The organism is Mucilaginibacter yixingensis (genome assembly GCF_041080815.1).
Lineage (GTDB): Bacteria > Bacteroidota > Bacteroidia > Sphingobacteriales > Sphingobacteriaceae > Mucilaginibacter > Mucilaginibacter yixingensis.
Genome location: NZ_CP160205.1, coordinates 3428779 through 3445812 on the forward strand (window position 1 = coordinate 3428779; position 17034 = coordinate 3445812).

A 17034-nucleotide genomic window follows, 5' to 3' on the forward strand; every position below is an offset into this window, starting at 1 on the left:
GAAAACTTTATAGAAATCTGAGGCGGTCAATCTGATCGTCTCAGATTATCATCGTGCCCGCCTTTCAGGGCATCTAACTCCTCTCTTAATTTTTTATTCTCTGCTTCCAACTCAGTCATACGTTGACGTTGGGGAGCAAAGGCCTGTTCAATTTCCCCGGTGGTATAACGCGGGGTGATGTGTTGCGGACAGTTCCAATCATAAGCCTGTACATCCAGTACCAGCATACGTTCAGGTCGATGCTTATATTCCGATGGATCTATCAGGTCAAACAGTGCGGGATCATCATCCAGTTGCACGATCCGGGCCTTGGCATAAAGTTTTAGCCGGGCGCGGTGCGGATATGAAATCATAATGAGCGCCACCTTGGGGTTGGTTTCTATATTACCTGCGGTGATGTATTGTTTATTGCCAGAGAAATCTACAAATGCCAACGTTTTGTTATCCAGTACTTTTACAAAGCCTTTCGGCCCGCCACGGTGCTGTATGTATGGGTAATCATTAGGGCCTGTTGTGGCCATGTAAAAATGATCCTGATTGGCAATAAAATAAACCTCGTTATCCGTCAGACCGTCGGTTACATTGTACTTCTCCATCTGCTCATAAGTCCGGCGACTACCAACCTCTTGCTGCAACGCCCTGGCCGCATCAGAAAAAGCTATTTGACCATAATTCATCATTGTTGTTAATGTTTTAATAATCAAATTTACCTGTGTTTAGTGCTGTTATAGTTGTAATAGTTAGATAATATGTGGTACTTTTTAAGGATGACTAATAATATGACACGTCTTTAACCCACGTGCACTATTGGCCGTCCGTATCTGGAAAGCGCCATTGTCCGCCTGGATCGCCTCTTTGTCCGCTTCACCCTGAAACAGCTCTGTTTGCGTGTGTTTTCCGGCCATTTTTGAGTCATCATTTAAAACAAAACAGTCATGAACTCAAAAACAGCAAAAACAATCTACTGGGCAGGTGCCTCATTTATGTCATTATGGTTTGGTGCCAGCGGTTTCTTTGAATTAACCCGTAACCCTATAGTATGGGGCATCACCCAGCAACTGGGCTACCCACCGCATTTTATTTACATACTGGGCGTAGCTAAACTATCCGGTGTTATTGTGTTACTCACTCCTAACAAATTACTCCGGTTAAAAGAGTGGGTGTTTGCCGGTATCTTCTTTGATATCCTCTTTGCTTTCTTCTCTAAAATTACCGTTTTAGGTTTTCCAGCAACTATTGATGCAATTGTGGCCTTCACCGTTATTAGTATCACTTATGTGATGTTTAGAAGGTTGTATCCCGCTAATTATACAACAAATAGCATTACTGTTAACGCTTAACTTTAAGCTTCAATTAAAACGAAACGGCCTGAGCGTTTGCTCAGGCCGTTCTTATTTTAGTATTATTTGCCTACTAATTGTACAAGCGGTCAAACATTTAACATTTCGTCGGTTTAAAAGCTATCATTTAGAGGTTTATTCATGGCGTTTTTTAAACTCGATGAGATTAACTCAGCATTTGCTTTTACAGATGCCTGTAAGCTCAAAAAATTCTTGTCGGCTAAATCATGTATTTTTTTTGCCATAAAAGGAACCTTTGGGTATTTCGTAATTACACCGTCTTTAATCAATCCGTAACCCGCAACATTATAGTCAGATATTTCATATTTATATTTCCCGTCTTTCACCTGAATTTTAATTGTGAATGTCACATATTCTATAGTTCCCGGATAATACTTAGTGCCTGATGTTGTTTGAAAGGGGAAGGTACCTTTGCCTATAACAAGTCCGTTTCTTTCATCTTGCATTTGCAATACTGATTTGCTGTCTTTAAATGTTAAAGCAAACCATTGAATAGACTTTGCGTACAAATTGGATTTTAATTGAGCACTATCAACTTTTACTATTTCAGAAAAGTAATAGGGATTACCAGAATATTCGTAAGTTAAATCAGGTTCTTGAGCCTTGACAACAAAGAATAAAATAGCCATCAAAAAGGTTAGGATTGCTTTATTCATTTTATGTGATAATTTAGGACAGCACTGCGATGGTAAAAATATCATAAAAGATACGATTCATCAACCTACTGATAAATATTAAAAAAAGTAGATCCCATCCCCATAAAAGCAAGCAAGCCCGGGCAATATTGCCCGGGCTTGCTTTATTAACTATCTAAACAAATGTTGTTACTCAATCACCGCACGTGCTGCACTTTTAATCACCCCTGTCCCCTCATCTTGCACAAAGCCAACCAGTTCCCAGTCTTTTGTATTGAAGGTTGCAGGGAGAGCGATCTGTGTAGTTCCTTTTTTATCAGTCGGCAAATCAAATTTGTAGAGGTTGCGCACTATCTGCGCATGTTTAAGCAAACGGCCTTCATTCTCGCCAGCTCCCACTTTGCTTACGGCGTGCTTTTGCACCAGGGCCAGCAATAACTCGCTGCCGGCAACATCGCCATCGGCCTGATAGTTTACGTTAAGCTTGCGGGCTGTTAACTGTGCCTTTAACGTAAGCGATGCTGATGCCTTACCACTTAACTCCTGACTGATAGCCGGGGTGATGGCCCGCTCATCCGATCCCACAAACTCTTCTTTACCATTCACCACCAGCTGCGGCGTATAAACCTCTGCATTTAAGCGGCGACTATACTGATACTGGCGTTTTGAAAACTCGGCCTGACTAAATGCATCCCTCCACCCCAGCCGATCCCAGTAGTCTACATGGTATGATAGCAGGTACACCGGTTTGTTGCCAGCCTCCTGCTGGATGCGTGCCAAAAGCTCATCGGCCGCAGGGCAACTGGAGCAGCCCTCAGAGGTGAACAGTTCCAGCACGGCAAAACCATCAGCTTTAAAGTTATTATTAGGTTTGATTTTGGGCGAGCTGCTGCGATTAATAAAAGCAACAAGGCCGAAGCTGAGCGCAACGGCTGCAACAACGGCTAAAAATTTTACAGGTTTCATCTCTTTTTGAATTTTTGTTATGGATCAAAATTAGATGCGCTGACATCCCAAAAACAGCAAAAACAGGCTCAACTAGACATATTCGAACCTCAAACAGGCCAACCGGACCGGCAGTTTACCTGTCTTCCATCCAGCTTAAAAAGGCCGATGATTTTTCTTTGTTGATGAGCAGCTTGTCGGGTGTTTCTATTATCAGCTTTACATACAATTTACGCAAAAAGTAATGCTCCACCTCTTTTATAGCCTTAAAATTTACCAGGTACTGGCGGTTTACTCTAAAGAATTGTTTAGACGATACAGCGGCCGTAATCTGATCTAAGGACTGGCTGATGGCGTATTCTTGCCCGTCAAAACCCATAATCGAAGTTCCTTCATTGCGGATATAGAAAAACGCAATGTTATCTGTGTGTACCGTAGTGTATTTCTGGTTTTTAAAAACCAGGAAGCTGGTTTTTCCAGCGGGTGATGCGCCACCAAGTTTTGATAACAGATCGCCCAGATCTGGTACTACTTTTTGCTGGAAGAAATTTTTAAGCTCATCTACTTTTCTAAAAGCTTCCTGGATATCTTCTTTAGAGAATGGTTTGAGCACATAGTCAACGCCGTTGCGCTTAAAGGCTTCCAGTGAATACTCGTCGAAAGCGGTGCAGAACACCACCGGACAGGTAATTTTAACCGACTTAAAGATCTCAAACGATAGGCCATCCGCCAGCTGGATATCCATAAAGATGAGATCAGGCTGCAACGAGCCCGACAAGGCCTCTACCGACCGCTCGACGCTCTGGTACTGACCGATAATTTTGGCTTCTGGGCGTAAACCTAAGATGATATTTTCGAGTGATTTTGCTGTTCTCAGCTCGTCTTCAATAATAATGATGTTCATGAAATTAGCGGTAGTTTTACCTGGAATAGTTGACCGTTGTTAACAATATCTATTTGCTGATGCAGCAGGTGCTCGTAACGCAGCTGGATGTTTTTCAGCCCCACCCCTAACGAGTTGCGCTCGCCGGTTTTCTGCTGAATGGGGTTTTCCAATATCAGCCTATCATCGGCCGCATATAGTCGGATGTGCAGTGGCTTATCTAAAGAGACTACGTTATGCTTAATGCAATTCTCTACCAGCAGTTGCAAGGTAAACGGTGGGATCTGTGTTTTCAGTACCTCATCGTCCAAATCGCTGGTGAAGGTAAATCCACCCTCAAACCGGGCATTTTGCAGAAACAGGTAGGCTTTTACAATCTCCATTTCTTCCGACAGATGGATCAGGTCGTGCTTACGGCTTTCTAAGGTGAAGCGATAAAAGTTAGAGAGCTTGAGGATGAAATCAACGGAGTCCTTATCGCTGGTCTCCACCATGGCCTTCAGCGTATTGAGGCTATTGAACAGAAAATGCGGGTTTACCTGCTGTTTCAACAGTTCGTATTGTGCGCCCAGGTTATCGTTTTTAATGCGTTCCAGCTCCATGTTCACATACTGGTTCTCATAGTTCTGTTGCAGCAGTTGTAAAAACATATAAAACACCAGGTTAATGAGGATACCCCGCACCTCTACCATCAGCATCACCGGACCAAAGTTGATGTGCGAGAGGATCAACTGCTGCACCCAGGCCAGGCCAAACATCACCAATAAGCCAATCAGCAAGGTATTGATGAGTTTTGAGTAAGAGATCTTTTGCCTGTTCGGCTGCTCCGGTCGACGGGCCAGCATATACAGGTTAACATACCACATAGCCAGCGCAAAAGCGGAAGTGATAGCAGCGTTAACCACCGCCTCGGCCAGATTGAAATGCTGCTGCGCAATTTGCGGTACCGATGATAGCAGACCTATAGTAACAGAGCTTACCCAGATAACCGCCGGAGATATTTTTAGCTTTTGCTTGTCCATGAATCAATCAAGTTTGAGATATCAGCATATCCCCTGTTCAAAGTTAGAATATTAAAGATTTAAAGGAAGAACTGCGGATTGGCATCGAAAATAAAACTCGTGTACTTACTCTTGCAACTACATTAGCAAAACTGTCATGCTGAGCGATAGCGAAGCATCTCTGATGCAAAACCGTCGGGATCGTCCACCGAGATGCTTCGCTATCGCTCAGCATGACATTATGGTCTCCGCAGGCATCAACCCAAAAGCAAATGGACCGGAAGCATTTTAAAGCAAACCCGGCCCATATTGCCATGAACTTATTTATGTTGAAGCGACGCCCTCATTTATACGGCTACGCTGATGGTTATATTGATATTGCCACGGGTAGCTTTTGAGTACGGACAGGTGTTATGAGCGGCCTCTACAATAGCTTTTGCCTCATCAGCAGACAGTCCGGGCAGGTTTACGTGCAAACGTGCTTGCAGTAAAAAGCCGTTCTCGTTTGTGCCCAGATCTACCTCTGCATCTACGGTGGTGTTTTCTGGCAGGGCTACTTTTTTGGCCGACGCATTGTGCCTCATGGCACCAATGAAACAGGCTGACCATCCGGCGGCAAAAAGTTGTTCGGGGTTGGTGCCGGCACCTTTGCTGCCTGGCGAACTGAGGGCAATATCTAACCTGCCATCGGTGCTTTTGGCCGAGCCATCTCTGCCACCGGCAATGTGCACTTTACCGGTATATAAAACTTGTTTTACTTCTATTACTGCGGATGTTATTACGTTGGTTTCCATTTTTTTATTGTTTTTATTTAGAATCTATGTTGTTAAATTTTGTCTTCATTATTTGGCAAAGCCGTCGGCTTCTACAATGGCATCGGCAAATGCTTTTGGCGCCTCCTGAGGCAGGTTATGGCCAATACCACCGGTGATGTTATGATGTGCGTATTTGCCGGTAAATTTTGCGGCATAAGCTGCAGGATCTGGGTGTGGCGCGGCGTTGGCATCGCCCTCAAGAGTTACAGTTGGCACGCTGATGGCAGGGGCTGTGGCCAGTTTTCTTTCGTAAGCATCAAACCTTGCTTCGCCTTTAACCAGGCCTAAACGCCAGCGGTAGTTACTGATTACTATGGCCACATGGTCTGGGTTATTAAAAGCTTCGGCTGATTGATTATAAGTAGCATCGTCAAAGTGCCATTGAGGTGATGCGGTTTGCCAGATCAGTTTATCGAAAGCATAGGTGTTAGCCTGATAACCGGCCTGACCGCGGTCTGTAGCAAAATAAAACTGATACCACCAGGCCAACTCTGCTTTTGGTGACAGCGGCGCAACGTTGGCTTGCTGACTGCCAATCAGGTAACCGCTTACCGATACCAGGGCTTTGCATCTTTCAGGAAACAGCGCCGCAATAATATCAGCAGTACGAGCGCCCCAGTCAAATCCCCCTATTACTGCTTTCTGAATTTTCAAGGCATCCATAAAGGCAATGATATCCAGTGCCAGGGCAGCTTGCTGGCCGTTCCGAACGGTTTGGGCTGAAAGGAAGCGGGTTGAACCATAGCCTCTTAAATAAGGCACAAAAACGTGGTAACCTTTGGCAGCCAGGATGGCAGAGGCATCGGCATAGCTGTTGATATCATAAGGCCAGCCGTGCAGTAGAATAACAGGTTGTCCGTTAGCCGGACCAACTTCTGCGTAGCCTACGTTTAAATCGCCGGCGTTGATTTGTTTGATTTGGGTGAATGATGCGTGGTGAACAGTATCAGCCTGAGCGGTAACCGGTGCTGTTTCTGCGGCGGCAACGGCTGGACCTGCTAATTGTACGGCCACAAATGTTGCGGTGGCGATGCTTAAAAGCTGAAGGCGGCGGGTGATGTGAAGGCTTTTCATAACGTGCAGTTTATTTTGTTTTCAAGTGATTTATTTGCTTTTCTTGATAACAAAAGTACTTGCACAGGCCTCCGGAGAGAATGGGTTTTACCCCGAACCGGACAACAACAGGGCTGAACCGGACAAGCGACCGGCTAAAAACAACACCTGTTATTTTTCAGAAAGAGAAATTGGCTATTCCCGGTTGGCTTTGAGCCGTTCGCGGTGATCTTTCCCCCACTTAATCATCTCCAGAATAATATCGCCGAAGGAATGACAGTACTCTGTAGGCGAATATTCTACCGTTACCGGTGTGGTGGGCAACACCGTTCTTTTAAGCAGTTGGTTGGCTTCCATATCTTTCAACTCGCGCGAGAGCATACGGGTGGTAATACCGGGAATACTGCGTTCAATCTCGCGAAAACGCCTATGACCGTTACAGATGGCATTAATAATGGGTAAGCGCCATTTGCCGCCTAAAACATAAATAGTGTCCTGAAGTGCCTGCACCTCATCCTTCTGATTGCGGGGATTAGACAGCACTTCCTTAATTAGTTCCTCTCGTCTTGGGTTACTCATAGTTGGTATACTCTGTTATACTGGTAACAAATTTATACCAATGTTGATTTAGTTTTGCATCAAATAAAAATTTATCGCATGGAAAATTTAAAAGGCAAAATTGCAGTAGTTACCGGCGGCAACAGCGGCATTGGCTATGCAACAGCCCAGGTGTTAAAACAACAAGGTGCAGAAGTAATTATAACCGGTCGCCGGAAAGAGGCGGTTGACCAGGCCGCAGCCGAACTAGGCGCCACAGGCTTACTGGCAGATCAGGCCAAACTGAGCGACATAGAACAATTAGCCGCTGATGTAAAAGCCCGTTACGGCAAGATTGATATCCTGTTCATTAACGCCGGCGTGGTACAAGTATCCAGCATTGAAGGCGCTACCGAACAGACTTTTGATTATATGATGGATATCAATCTAAAAGGAGCCTATTTCACTTTGAGTCGATTTATCCCCATTTTGAACGACGGTGCTTCGGTGGTGTTCCTGTCGTCCAATACGGCCAGCATGAATGGCGTTAACTCTTCTATCTATTCATCCAGCAAGGCAGCGCTTAACGCTGTCATGAAGATTGCCGCGCTCGAACTGGCCCCGCGCAAAATCAGAGTAAACGCAGTGAGCCCCGGCCCTACCAAAACCGAGATCATGAAAAAATCGGGAATGGATGCTGAACAGCTGGCCCAGATTGACGCCTGGCTAATAGACCAAATTCCATTAAAACATATAGGCGTTGCCGAAAACGTGGGCAAAGTGGTAGCTTATTTTTGCGGAGATGCGGCCAGCTTTATCACTGGTGCGGAGGTGGTGATGGATGGCGGCATGAGCCTGTAAGCAATCACCCTAAATATTTTAAATCGACCGACCAATGCAATAAATTCCGGCGCAATGGTTAGTCGATTTATTTTTCATTACGCAATCTCATCTATCAAAAACGAGCTTTTATTAATTATTTTGGCAGAGCGATAAATAGCATCATGCCCAAACCAATCAGTATCCGCACGCTCAAGACAAGTATACTAACCTCCCTGTTATTCCTCTGCATTTTATGGACGGGATGCAAGCGCCGCCCTGCCACACCAATCTCTTTCTATTATTGGAAAACCAGCTACGCGCTCAATAAAGATCAGCAGCAACTGCTTGCCCAAACTGCCGGGCAACGTTTATATCTGCGTTTATTTGATATCCGTTGGGATGCCGTGCAGCGGCGGATAAGGCCCAACGCAGTCATCCGCATCCACTCATCATTAAAATCAGTAAAAGTTACGCCCGTCATCTTTATTACCAATGCCACCTTTTTGCATACCGAACTAAAAGATGTGGACAGCCTGGCTTTTAAAACCAATCGGCTGGTTAGTCAACTTTCAGACAGCGCCCACATCAGCTATCAAAAAGTACAGTTTGATTGTGATTGGACCGATGATACCCGCGAGAAATATTTTGCCTACCTGCAAGCCTTCAGGCATTACAGCGGTCGCCAGTTGGAGGCTACCATTCGCCTGCATCAGGTAAAATACCGCGAGCGCACTGGTATCCCGCCGGTTAACCGCGGCGTGCTGATGTTTTATAACATGGGGCAACTTTCGGCCTTGAGCAACAGCAATTCTATTTATAACGAGCAGGATGCGGCACGATATTTAAATCGGTTGAATACCTTCCCGCTACCGCTAGACGTGGCGTTGCCCCTGTTTTCATGGGCCATCCACAGCCGCGCCGGGCACATCATGCAAATCTACCCGCAAATTACCCGGCAGGATCTGTCAGATCTCCAACGCTTCAAACCTGATGGAGAGCACTTTCGCGCCATTATTTCTTTTTTTATGAAGGGTGTTTATGTGCGCGAAAATGATATTTTTAAACTTGAAGAAACAGATGCACAGCTGTTGAAAAAAGCAGCCACGCAGCTATCACCAAAACTTAGAAATTTACCTGGCAGAACAATCATCTTCTATGAACTCGCTAATATCAACCTGTCTCAATTCGATGCGTCGACGCTGGGCGCTGTCGCTGATCGTTTTTAGTGTATCGGTCACCTGTGCGGCTGGTATTGTTTGGGCTTGTGCCGATTATGAGAATGATGATGCGTCATCCTTTGCGCCAGAGTATTTTGTAAACAAGCATTATAGCCCGTTTTTTTACGACAGTTTTAATCGCTATTACTACGGTGCCGATAGTTCCCAAATAATTGATAACAATAGCCGCTACAACCAACTGATTGCCGGGGAATGGCGCACTTTCCTCGGTCAGCAGCTAAGCCCAGCACAGGTTGATTTTCTGCTGTTTCATTCCAAAAAACAACAGGCAGACTCGCTTGAGAAAATTGTTCTTAACAAGTTGGACGGTCGCGGTAAAACCTTCTTCAACTACCTGCCGCTGATGAAGGATTGCGAGTATTACAGCATTAGCGAAGGCGATGGCTGGTATGAAAAAGTGCCGCGCAAAATACCGCCTGCCAATGTAGAAAAGCGCATCACTACCGCCTTATCCGGCTTTCGTGATCCGTTTATCCGCGAGCGATTATGGTTCCAGTTGGTTAGATATCATTATTTTCAGGATACCACCGGCCGGAAGGCAATTGTAAGCTTTAATAAGTACGAGAAAGAGTTTCAGCATAATTTCCTGTACTATCGCACGCTGGGTTACCTGGCCGGTGCCGAATATGCCGAAAAGGATTATGCCCACGCTAACTATCACTATAGTCTGTGCTATAATTATACCTGGCAAATGTATCTGCCCAGTCAATGGAGTTTCCATCCGCAGGAGGAAGCCGACTGGCGACAGACCCTCAAACTGGCTAAAACCAACGAGGAAAAGATTACCCTCTGGCACTTGCTGGGTTTAGAAAATGACCCGGTAAGAGCCATACGCATGATTGCCCGGATTGACCCGCACTCCGAGAAGTTGGACTTATTGCTTGCACGCCTCATCAACACCGAAGAAGCGGGCACGCCTCAAACCGATGGTACCATAACGCCTCATCCACCTTTGAGTAAAAATGCTACCGTAGGGCTCATTGATTCCATCGCTAACCTCAAAACCGTTAGTAAACCATATTACTGGCACCTGGCGGCAGGCTACATGCATTATATGTATGCCGATTACAAAGCTGCACAGCATTATTACGCACTGGCGGGCAAGGAGATCCCTGCAGGAAACAATGAATTGGCTGCACAATGTAAATTACTCAACATCCTGCTGTCTGTAAGTACTCTACCCCATTTAGACAAGCAAACCGAGACCAAACTGATTGAGCCACTCAACTGGCTGGCAGATTTGCGCGACAGCAAGAAACAGGTGGCTAACCTGCGGTTCACTACTGCACTGCAGTTTGTTACCGATACTATATCTAAAATTTACCTGCGTCAGGGCGAACGGGTAAAGGCAGAGACTTTCAAAACCGCACCACATATTTATGTAGATAGCATGGCGACAGACTCGTTAGAGAAACTATTGGAAAAACCAGCTAAAACGCCGTTTGAAAGAGCCATGCTGAGGTACTACCCTGTTAAAGCAAGACAATTGTATTATCAGCAGGCGCTATTGGCCACTTATGATGAAAACATCAACGCTGCCCTGCGCTTTATGAACAAGGCCGATTCACTTAAAAACAGCGATTTACCGGCCAATCCGTTCAACAGCTCCATTGGCGACTGCCACGAATGCGAGTTTGGCTTGACCAAACCAGCCGTTACCCCACTCAAGTTTTTGCAGGCCATACAAGCTTTAAAGCAGAATATCGCCACCGGGAAAGATGTTTACCGCAGCGCATTACAATTGGGTAATGCCTACTATAACATTACGCATTACGGTAATTCGCGCCTTTATTTTCAGACTGATCTTACCGGCTCCCCATCCCAACCCGGCGATTATGACAGCGATTACAAAGCTATCTTTACCTCGCCCAATATTGCCCAAAAGTATTACGAGGTGGCGTTAAAAAAAGCTCCAGATAACGAAGCACGTGCCAAATGCGCCTATCTGCTCAGTAAGTGTGAGCGTAACGATTTTTATAACAACCATGCAAACCCATCTGCCTATGAGTACTATGACTCCATCCCACCTGCTGGTCAATGGGTTAAAGAGCTAAAAAGCAAATATGCAACAACCGCCTATTACAAAGAGGTATTAAAAGAGTGCGGCTATTTCAGGACGTACGATGGCAAACGTTAAGCGCGTTAAATATTGTTAAATGGCCGTGTAAAATCCGGCTACTATTTTAACTTTGCTCTTAACCAATTAACGGCCTATGCCTTTTTTATCGCGCGTTTCTGTATCGCCTCCTCAGGATGGCAGTTATCTGCAACATATTCCAAGTCTGCAAAACGGCTTGCGACTGAATCTGAAAACCAACGTCACTTTTTTTGTGGGCGAGAACGGCTCGGGTAAATCAACCCTGCTGGAAGGTATTGCCGAGCAATGCGGGTTTGGCTTGCGGGGCGGTAACCGTAATCATAATTTTAATACCGGTTACCGGTTCGAGGGTTATGAAGGTGCACTTACCCGTAATGTACAGCTCTCCTGGACGCCCAGCCGCATTAGCGATGGCTTTTTTATGCGTGCAGAAAGCTTCTTTAATTTTGCTACATATATTGATGAACTGGGGGGTGATAAGAGTGCCTACGGCGGCAAATCGCTGCATGAACAATCGCATGGCGAATCTTTCCTGGCGCTGTTCAACAACAAGTTTGAAAACGGGGTTTATATCCTCGATGAGCCCGAAGCCGCGCTATCGCCGGCAAGGGTATTGGCATTTATGGCAATTATCAGCCAGTTAGAGCGTAACGGACGGGCACAGTTCCTCATTGCCACACATTCCCCCATACTTATTTGCTACCCGGGTGCCACCATTTATCAGTTTGACGATGCCGGCGTACACGAAACCAAGTATGAGGATACCGAGCATTTCTATCTCACCAAATCATTTCTCAACAACCCATCATTGTATCTGCGCCACTTAATTGATGCGAAAGATTGACATTTTATGCAGCAGCGTCTTTGTTGTACCGCCCGCGGTATTCCAACGGCGACATGCCGGTGATTTTTCTGAACACCTCACGAAAGGCCTTCATATCTGAGTAACCTACCTCATACATTACCTCGTTGATGGTTTTGCGAGTGGTCTCAAAAGCTTTTTTGGCCGATTCCATCTTAATTCGTTGCAGATATTCCAGCGGCGTATTGCCCGTGGCCCTGATAAACCGCCTGTCAAAATGCCGCCTGCCAACGGCAAACCTGGCCGAAAGGTCTTCTACCGAAATCTTATCGCGGTAATGATCTTCCATATAGGTCTGGGCGTCGCGTACCATATCATCCTCATGCTGTTTCTGTCCTTTAAAGATGATAAACCCCGCCTGGCTTTGTCTGTCCATCTCAATCTGGAAAACTTTGGAGCAGTAGATAGCCGTTTCGCGATCAAAATATTTCTCTACTAAATAGAGCAGCAGGTTCAGAAACGAGTACGCCCCACCGTTGGTATAAATGCCATTTTCGTCAGTAATCAACCTATCCGTCTGCAGATTAACAGCCGGAAACCGGTGTCTGAAAGGTTCTGAAACCGCCCAGTGGGTAGAGCAGCTCTTACCATTCAGCAGACCGGTGGCGGCCAACAGAAATGCGCCGGTGCAAACGCTGGCAATTTCTGCACCGTTTTTATATTGTGCGGCTATCCACCCAATCAACTCACCATTGCCTGCTACGGCCTGCTCATAGTTGTGGTTTAACGAGGGAATGATAACCAGGTTGGTTTTACTGATGTTAGCTATATGGGTATGCGGTTTTACCGAGAACAGGCCATCAAAGTAATCTACCTGTTTGGAGATGCCCGCCAGCTCAATTTTAAACAACAATTTGCCCTCGCGCTGGTTGTAGTATTCGTTAGCGCGCGTGAGTATTTTATAAGAGCCCACAATGCTGCTCAGGTTATTCGGTCCATCGGGCACCAGTATGGTGATGTGTTTCATGGCTATTGGCTTTATACAAATATAGTGTAAGCTATAGGTCTAAATCAACCCGTCACAAAGTCTATTTTACACCATACGGCGCAGCCAAATGCGCACTAACTTTGTTTCATCAACATCAGTATCAACTATTTATAAAAGCAATTATGAACAACCAGGATTTGCAATTCAGCAACACCTTCAACAAGCCTGCGCAGGAGGTTTTTAATGCCGTAAACAATGTGCGCGGCTGGTGGGGCGAAGGTATAGAAGGCGGCACCGACCAGTTAAACGACGAGTTTATTTATCGCCATGGCGATATTCATTATTCTAAACACAAGCTAGTAGAGGTTGTGCCCTACAAAAAAGTAGTATGGCTGATAACCGATAGCCAGCTCACTTTTACCAAAGATCAAAGCGAGTGGACCGGCACCACCATCAGCTTTGAGATAACCGAAAATGGCGACCAGACGCAGCTAACATTTACCCATCACGGACTTACGCCGCAGGTGGAGTGCTTTGAGGCCTGCTCCGGCGCGTGGGGCTACTACATGCAAAGCCTAGCTAGCCTGATCAACACCGGTCAAGGCAAGCCTGATAAAAAAGAATTACAGACAGCACATACCTAAAAACTGGAATAACCATGAATACTACCGATTTTACCGTGAGCTTTGCCGTTAGCCAACCGGCACAGGATGTATTTAACGCAGTTACCAACGTGCGCGGCTGGTGGAGCGAGAACATTGAAGGCAATACCGCCAATCAGGGCGATGAGTTTGTTTATCAAGCTCAAGACCTGCACTATTGCAAAATCAGATTGACTGAAGTGGTGCCTAACCAACGCGTAGTTTGGCTGGTAACCTACAACTATTTTAAATTCACCAAAGATAAAGCCGAATGGATGGGTGATCAAATAGTGTTTGACATTACCGAGAAAGATGGACAAACTGAATTGACGTTCACCCAGCATGGCCTTACCCCACAAGCAGAGTGTTATGATATCTGCTCCAAATGCTGGACTGAGTATGTAACCGAGAGCCTGCGCAACCTCATCACCGTTGGCAAAGGCCAGCCTAATGAGGCAGAGTGTAATGCGGTGTAACCTCACCCGGGCCCTCTCCGATGGAGAGGGAGTCTTTTCCTTTGATATAATACTATGAAAGCCCTCTCCTTCGGAGAGGGTTTGGGAGAGATCTTATCCCGATATCGCCAGCAAATAATCCATCTCCACTGCAACCGGCAGCGCTTTGGCTTTGTATGGTTTACCGGCCAGGCGTACATGTTGTAAACCGGTTATGCCCTGCAATGCCACCGCTTGCTGTTCAAAGCCATCGGTTATTTCCAGTTGGCGATATACATCTTCAGATACGATCAGATCGTTATTCAGTGGTTTGGTTTGCGCCTGCAGGCGCGATGCGATGTTAACAGGTAAGCCCATTACTGAGAGTTGCGGTGCACCATCCAGCCCGAACTCGCCCACAAATACTTCGCCGGCGTGCAGGCCAACGCCTATTTGCAGCGGGTAGCCATAGTAAGGCTCGGTATAAGCATCGTTAAATAGATCTACCGTTTGGAAGATAATGCGGGCGGCCTGGTAGGCATCGTTCACAGCATCCTTCAGGTTACTTTGCAGACCAAAAACAGCGTATAGACTATCGCCGGCTACTTCTACCACTTTGCCTTTAAAGCTTTTAACAATCTGGTTAAAGGCGGTAAACAGGCGGCGCACCACTTGTATTACCGTTTGGGTTGATTGCGATTCCATCAATCCGGTAAAATTCCGAACGTCAAGGAACAATATCGCCAGTTCCTGCCGCTCGTCTGGCTGGTGCAGCGCTACCGAGGCGCCGGCGTTTTTACATATCAGGTCAAAATTCGTTTCCATAAGTTGATGTAGGGTTGTTACTGAGGCAGACGCAAAACTCTTCAAAACATTTTAAGGAATTGGCCAATTTTTTAAGCCTTAGATTTGGATGACTGCTATTTGATTTATGCATGACAATTTCCTTAAAACGCAAAGCAAAACTATGCACCAGCACCACGCTATCAAACCATTAACTGGCCAACCGGGCCACAACCCCGGTAAAGCGGGCAAATTGATCGGTGAAAAAAAATATGATTTAAATTAGGTAACCTCAGAGTTACGTTTTATATTTGCGTAACTTACAAGTTACCCAATATGTCAAAAGCTATTAAACACACCTATTACTTCACTTACCCGCCAGAGGTGGTTTGGAAGTATCTTACCACATCAGAGTTGATTGAGCAATGGCTGATGAAAAACACCTTTAAACTGGAAGCTGATTACGAGTTTACCTTCAGTACCATGCCACTCCCGCAGTTTAATTTTGATGGCAATGTTTTCTGTAAAGTACTGGAGATTGTTCCGCTGGAGAAACTCTCCTACTCTTGGGCAGGCGGCCCCGCACCGGGACAAATTACCCTGGAGTCTGTAGTAACCTGGACGCTGGTGCCTACCGATAACGGCACTGAACTGCACCTGGAGCACCGCGGGTTTAAAGAAGAAAACACACCGATTTTCAACGCTATGAACCACGGCTGGCAAGAGATTCTTCCAAAAATTGATAAGCTGATTAAAGCAGAAAAAGATGGCAACGCCTGAACTGGACGTATTCCAGGTAATTGCTGACCCGAGCCGGCGACAGATGCTCAAAATGCTTTCGGAACAGAGCCTGCCTATTAATGCGCTGGCCGGACATTTTGAGATGAGCAGGCCCGCAGTATCCAAGCATGTCAAGATTCTGCAAAACGCGGGTTTCATTAGCATCACCGATTCGGGCCGCGAGCGGTATTGTATGCTGAAACAGGATGGCTTTAAAGCTTTGCAGCAATGGCTGGAATATTACGACAATTTCTGGCACAATAAACTACGCAACCTGGAGACTTTGATGGATCTGAAAGAGAAAAAGAAGTAACCTTTACAGCCGGCAGTTCAAAAAACTGCCGGCTTTTTGTTTTATTGACCTACCGGCAGCGTACGATAATCTTTACTTGGCGCATATTGCCAGGTGCTCATATCAGCAGGCTTTTTCAGGATGTATTTTTTGAGTGGATCATTCTTCAGCTTTTTCAATCCTTCAACCACAAAATATGCGCTCATCTTGGCACCTGCTTCAATGGTGTGCACAGGGTCTTTACTGGTAAAATAAGTCCCCAAAACTTTGTCTTGCCCCAACTGATCATAATGATCGGCAATCATGGTGTTCAAGTCTATAAAGGCAACGCCCTCCTGTTCAGCAGCCAGGCGGGCCCATTCGCCGTGGGCATGATCGTCGCGGTTTACTTTGCCGTTTGTCCAACGATTGCGGGGTACCAGCGAGCAGACAATCGGTGTTGCGCCTTTGGCTTTAGTTTCTTCCATATACTTACGCATGTTCCAACCGAAAGAGTGGATCACCTCCATCTCATTAGTCTTTGGGTTGATGGCATGAATAGTATCATCACCGTTGCCTTTCACGGTGTTCTTGCCGTTATCATTGTGGCCAAATTGCATAATCACAAAATCGCCGGGCTTAATGCGCGCCAGCGTTTTCTCCCACAAGCCGGTAGCTACATAACTGCGACTGCTGGTACCGCCCAGCGCACGGTTCTCTATCGTCACTTTTGTCGTATCAAACAAATTGTGCAGAAAACTGCCCCAGCCCCAGCGGCCGTCCTCATCGCCATTGCCATGCGAGCCATGCCTCACTGTAGAATCGCCTATTAAAAAAATGGTGGGTTTACGCTGTTCATGATAGATAACAAACGAAGAGCACAGCGCCACAAGGCACAGTAACAGGTAGCAATACTTTTTCATACTTATGGGTTTATAGCGATTGAC

The 17034-nt window shown here is 45.9% G+C and carries 20 protein-coding genes; 9 read left to right on the forward strand and 11 right to left on the reverse strand.

Annotation, left to right across the window (positions count from 1 at the left end; genetic code table 11):
- Window positions 1–26: 26 nt before the first annotated feature.
- Window positions 27–680 (reverse strand): pyridoxamine 5'-phosphate oxidase family protein, encoded by a 654-nt coding sequence (locus ABZR88_RS13700; RefSeq protein ID WP_245916979.1) that lies wholly within the window; start codon window positions 678–680, stop codon window positions 27–29.
- Window positions 681–935: 255 nt separating this feature from the next.
- Here ABZR88_RS13700 and ABZR88_RS13705 point away from each other — a divergent pair, with 255 nt between their 5' ends.
- On the forward strand, window positions 936–1340 hold the full coding sequence (locus tag ABZR88_RS13705) for a DoxX family protein (RefSeq protein WP_107826792.1): 405 nt from the start codon (window positions 936–938) through the stop codon (window positions 1338–1340).
- 113 nt (window positions 1341–1453) lie between these two features.
- On the opposite strand, the gene ABZR88_RS13710 is transcribed toward ABZR88_RS13705, so the two are convergent.
- The 7 genes from ABZR88_RS13710 to ABZR88_RS13740 form a co-directional block, all read right to left on the reverse strand.
- Entirely contained in the window at window positions 1454–2017 is a 564-nt protein-coding gene (locus tag ABZR88_RS13710; protein ID WP_170113523.1) for a DUF4468 domain-containing protein, read from the reverse strand.
- A 168-nt stretch (window positions 2018–2185) separates the two neighbouring features.
- The gene (locus ABZR88_RS13715) at window positions 2186–2962 is read right to left on the reverse strand and encodes a thioredoxin family protein (RefSeq protein ID WP_107826790.1); all 777 of its coding nucleotides are present in this window, start codon (window positions 2960–2962) and stop codon (window positions 2186–2188) included.
- A gap of 115 nt (window positions 2963–3077) precedes the next feature.
- Window positions 3078–3845, reverse strand: a complete 768-nt coding sequence (locus ABZR88_RS13720; protein WP_107826789.1) for a LytTR family DNA-binding domain-containing protein — start codon at window positions 3843–3845, stop codon at window positions 3078–3080.
- A complete protein-coding gene (locus ABZR88_RS13725) occupies window positions 3842–4846 on the reverse strand; it encodes a sensor histidine kinase (protein ID WP_107826788.1) in 1005 nt (334 codons plus the stop codon). Before ABZR88_RS13725 ends, ABZR88_RS13720 begins: the two co-directional genes overlap by 4 nt.
- 326 nt (window positions 4847–5172) lie before the next feature.
- On the reverse strand, window positions 5173–5619 hold the full coding sequence (locus ABZR88_RS13730; protein ID WP_107826787.1) for an organic hydroperoxide resistance protein: 447 nt from the start codon (window positions 5617–5619) through the stop codon (window positions 5173–5175).
- A 48-nt stretch (window positions 5620–5667) separates the two neighbouring features.
- Window positions 5668–6714, reverse strand: a complete 1047-nt coding sequence (locus ABZR88_RS13735) for an alpha/beta fold hydrolase (protein WP_107826786.1) — start codon at window positions 6712–6714, stop codon at window positions 5668–5670.
- A gap of 174 nt (window positions 6715–6888) precedes the next feature.
- The gene (locus tag ABZR88_RS13740) at window positions 6889–7272 is read right to left on the reverse strand and encodes a helix-turn-helix domain-containing protein (protein WP_107826785.1); all 384 of its coding nucleotides are present in this window, start codon (window positions 7270–7272) and stop codon (window positions 6889–6891) included.
- 78 nt (window positions 7273–7350) lie between these two features.
- Between ABZR88_RS13740 and ABZR88_RS13745 the strand changes: the two genes are divergently transcribed.
- The 4 genes from ABZR88_RS13745 to ABZR88_RS13760 all read left to right on the forward strand — a co-directional run bounded on the left by ABZR88_RS13745 (window position 7351) and on the right by ABZR88_RS13760 (window position 12232).
- Window positions 7351–8091, forward strand: a complete 741-nt coding sequence (locus tag ABZR88_RS13745) for an SDR family oxidoreductase (RefSeq protein ID WP_107826784.1) — start codon at window positions 7351–7353, stop codon at window positions 8089–8091.
- A 143-nt stretch (window positions 8092–8234) separates the two neighbouring features.
- Complete coding sequence (locus ABZR88_RS13750; RefSeq protein WP_107826783.1) at window positions 8235–9278, forward strand: hypothetical protein; 1044 nt, start codon at window positions 8235–8237, stop codon at window positions 9276–9278.
- Entirely contained in the window at window positions 9208–11427 is a 2220-nt protein-coding gene (locus ABZR88_RS13755; RefSeq protein ID WP_146166457.1) for a hypothetical protein, read from the forward strand. The genes ABZR88_RS13750 and ABZR88_RS13755 overlap by 71 nt, the downstream gene beginning before the upstream one ends.
- 76 nt (window positions 11428–11503) lie before the next feature.
- A complete protein-coding gene (locus ABZR88_RS13760; protein ID WP_107826781.1) occupies window positions 11504–12232 on the forward strand; it encodes an AAA family ATPase in 729 nt (242 codons plus the stop codon).
- Window positions 12233–12236: 4 nt separating this feature from the next.
- On the opposite strand, the gene ABZR88_RS13765 is transcribed toward ABZR88_RS13760, so the two are convergent.
- A complete protein-coding gene (locus ABZR88_RS13765) occupies window positions 12237–13217 on the reverse strand; it encodes a GlxA family transcriptional regulator (RefSeq protein WP_107826780.1) in 981 nt (326 codons plus the stop codon).
- Between the two features lie 143 nt (window positions 13218–13360).
- Here ABZR88_RS13765 and ABZR88_RS13770 point away from each other — a divergent pair, with 143 nt between their 5' ends.
- The gene (locus ABZR88_RS13770) at window positions 13361–13822 is read left to right on the forward strand and encodes an SRPBCC domain-containing protein (protein WP_107826779.1); all 462 of its coding nucleotides are present in this window, start codon (window positions 13361–13363) and stop codon (window positions 13820–13822) included.
- 14 nt (window positions 13823–13836) lie between these two features.
- A complete protein-coding gene (locus tag ABZR88_RS13775) occupies window positions 13837–14295 on the forward strand; it encodes an SRPBCC domain-containing protein (protein WP_107826778.1) in 459 nt (152 codons plus the stop codon).
- Between the two features lie 93 nt (window positions 14296–14388).
- Here ABZR88_RS13775 and ABZR88_RS13780 read toward each other — a convergent pair whose 3' ends face one another.
- Window positions 14389–15078, reverse strand: a complete 690-nt coding sequence (locus ABZR88_RS13780) for an adenylate/guanylate cyclase domain-containing protein (RefSeq protein ID WP_107826777.1) — start codon at window positions 15076–15078, stop codon at window positions 14389–14391.
- A gap of 294 nt (window positions 15079–15372) precedes the next feature.
- Here ABZR88_RS13780 and ABZR88_RS13785 point away from each other — a divergent pair, with 294 nt between their 5' ends.
- Together ABZR88_RS13785 and ABZR88_RS13790 are read left to right on the forward strand one after the other, a co-directional pair.
- Entirely contained in the window at window positions 15373–15816 is a 444-nt protein-coding gene (locus tag ABZR88_RS13785) for an SRPBCC domain-containing protein (RefSeq protein ID WP_107826776.1), read from the forward strand.
- A complete protein-coding gene (locus tag ABZR88_RS13790; RefSeq protein WP_107826775.1) occupies window positions 15803–16129 on the forward strand; it encodes a helix-turn-helix transcriptional regulator in 327 nt (108 codons plus the stop codon). Before ABZR88_RS13785 ends, ABZR88_RS13790 begins: the two co-directional genes overlap by 14 nt.
- Before the next feature lie 41 nt (window positions 16130–16170).
- Here ABZR88_RS13790 and ABZR88_RS13795 read toward each other — a convergent pair whose 3' ends face one another.
- Window positions 16171–17010 (reverse strand): rhamnogalacturonan acetylesterase, encoded by an 840-nt coding sequence (locus ABZR88_RS13795; protein ID WP_107826774.1) that lies wholly within the window; start codon window positions 17008–17010, stop codon window positions 16171–16173.
- Between the last annotated feature and the right edge of the window lie 24 nt (window positions 17011–17034).

Excerpts from the sequence above, each read along its gene's own strand:
- ABZR88_RS13700 (WP_245916979.1), bottom strand. The coding sequence starts at position 680 with ATGATGAATTATGGTCAAATAGCTTTTTCTGATGCGGCCAGGGCGTTG.
- ABZR88_RS13705 (WP_107826792.1), top strand. The coding sequence starts at position 936 with ATGAACTCAAAAACAGCAAAAACAATCTACTGGGCAGGTGCCTCATTT.
- ABZR88_RS13710 (WP_170113523.1), bottom strand. The coding sequence starts at position 2,017 with ATGAATAAAGCAATCCTAACCTTTTTGATGGCTATTTTATTCTTTGTT.
- ABZR88_RS13715 (WP_107826790.1), bottom strand. The coding sequence starts at position 2,962 with ATGAAACCTGTAAAATTTTTAGCCGTTGTTGCAGCCGTTGCGCTCAGC.
- ABZR88_RS13720 (WP_107826789.1), bottom strand. The coding sequence starts at position 3,845 with ATGAACATCATTATTATTGAAGACGAGCTGAGAACAGCAAAATCACTC.
- ABZR88_RS13725 (WP_107826788.1), bottom strand. The coding sequence starts at position 4,846 with ATGGACAAGCAAAAGCTAAAAATATCTCCGGCGGTTATCTGGGTAAGC.
- ABZR88_RS13730 (WP_107826787.1), bottom strand. The coding sequence starts at position 5,619 with ATGGAAACCAACGTAATAACATCCGCAGTAATAGAAGTAAAACAAGTT.
- ABZR88_RS13735 (WP_107826786.1), bottom strand. The coding sequence starts at position 6,714 with ATGAAAAGCCTTCACATCACCCGCCGCCTTCAGCTTTTAAGCATCGCC.
- ABZR88_RS13740 (WP_107826785.1), bottom strand. The coding sequence starts at position 7,272 with ATGAGTAACCCAAGACGAGAGGAACTAATTAAGGAAGTGCTGTCTAAT.
- ABZR88_RS13745 (WP_107826784.1), top strand. The coding sequence starts at position 7,351 with ATGGAAAATTTAAAAGGCAAAATTGCAGTAGTTACCGGCGGCAACAGC.
- ABZR88_RS13750 (WP_107826783.1), top strand. The coding sequence starts at position 8,235 with ATGCCCAAACCAATCAGTATCCGCACGCTCAAGACAAGTATACTAACC.
- ABZR88_RS13755 (WP_146166457.1), top strand. The coding sequence starts at position 9,208 with ATGAACTCGCTAATATCAACCTGTCTCAATTCGATGCGTCGACGCTGG.
- ABZR88_RS13760 (WP_107826781.1), top strand. The coding sequence starts at position 11,504 with ATGCCTTTTTTATCGCGCGTTTCTGTATCGCCTCCTCAGGATGGCAGT.
- ABZR88_RS13765 (WP_107826780.1), bottom strand. The coding sequence starts at position 13,217 with ATGAAACACATCACCATACTGGTGCCCGATGGACCGAATAACCTGAGC.
- ABZR88_RS13770 (WP_107826779.1), top strand. The coding sequence starts at position 13,361 with ATGAACAACCAGGATTTGCAATTCAGCAACACCTTCAACAAGCCTGCG.
- ABZR88_RS13775 (WP_107826778.1), top strand. The coding sequence starts at position 13,837 with ATGAATACTACCGATTTTACCGTGAGCTTTGCCGTTAGCCAACCGGCA.
- ABZR88_RS13780 (WP_107826777.1), bottom strand. The coding sequence starts at position 15,078 with ATGGAAACGAATTTTGACCTGATATGTAAAAACGCCGGCGCCTCGGTA.
- ABZR88_RS13785 (WP_107826776.1), top strand. The coding sequence starts at position 15,373 with ATGTCAAAAGCTATTAAACACACCTATTACTTCACTTACCCGCCAGAG.
- ABZR88_RS13790 (WP_107826775.1), top strand. The coding sequence starts at position 15,803 with ATGGCAACGCCTGAACTGGACGTATTCCAGGTAATTGCTGACCCGAGC.
- ABZR88_RS13795 (WP_107826774.1), bottom strand. The coding sequence starts at position 17,010 with ATGAAAAAGTATTGCTACCTGTTACTGTGCCTTGTGGCGCTGTGCTCT.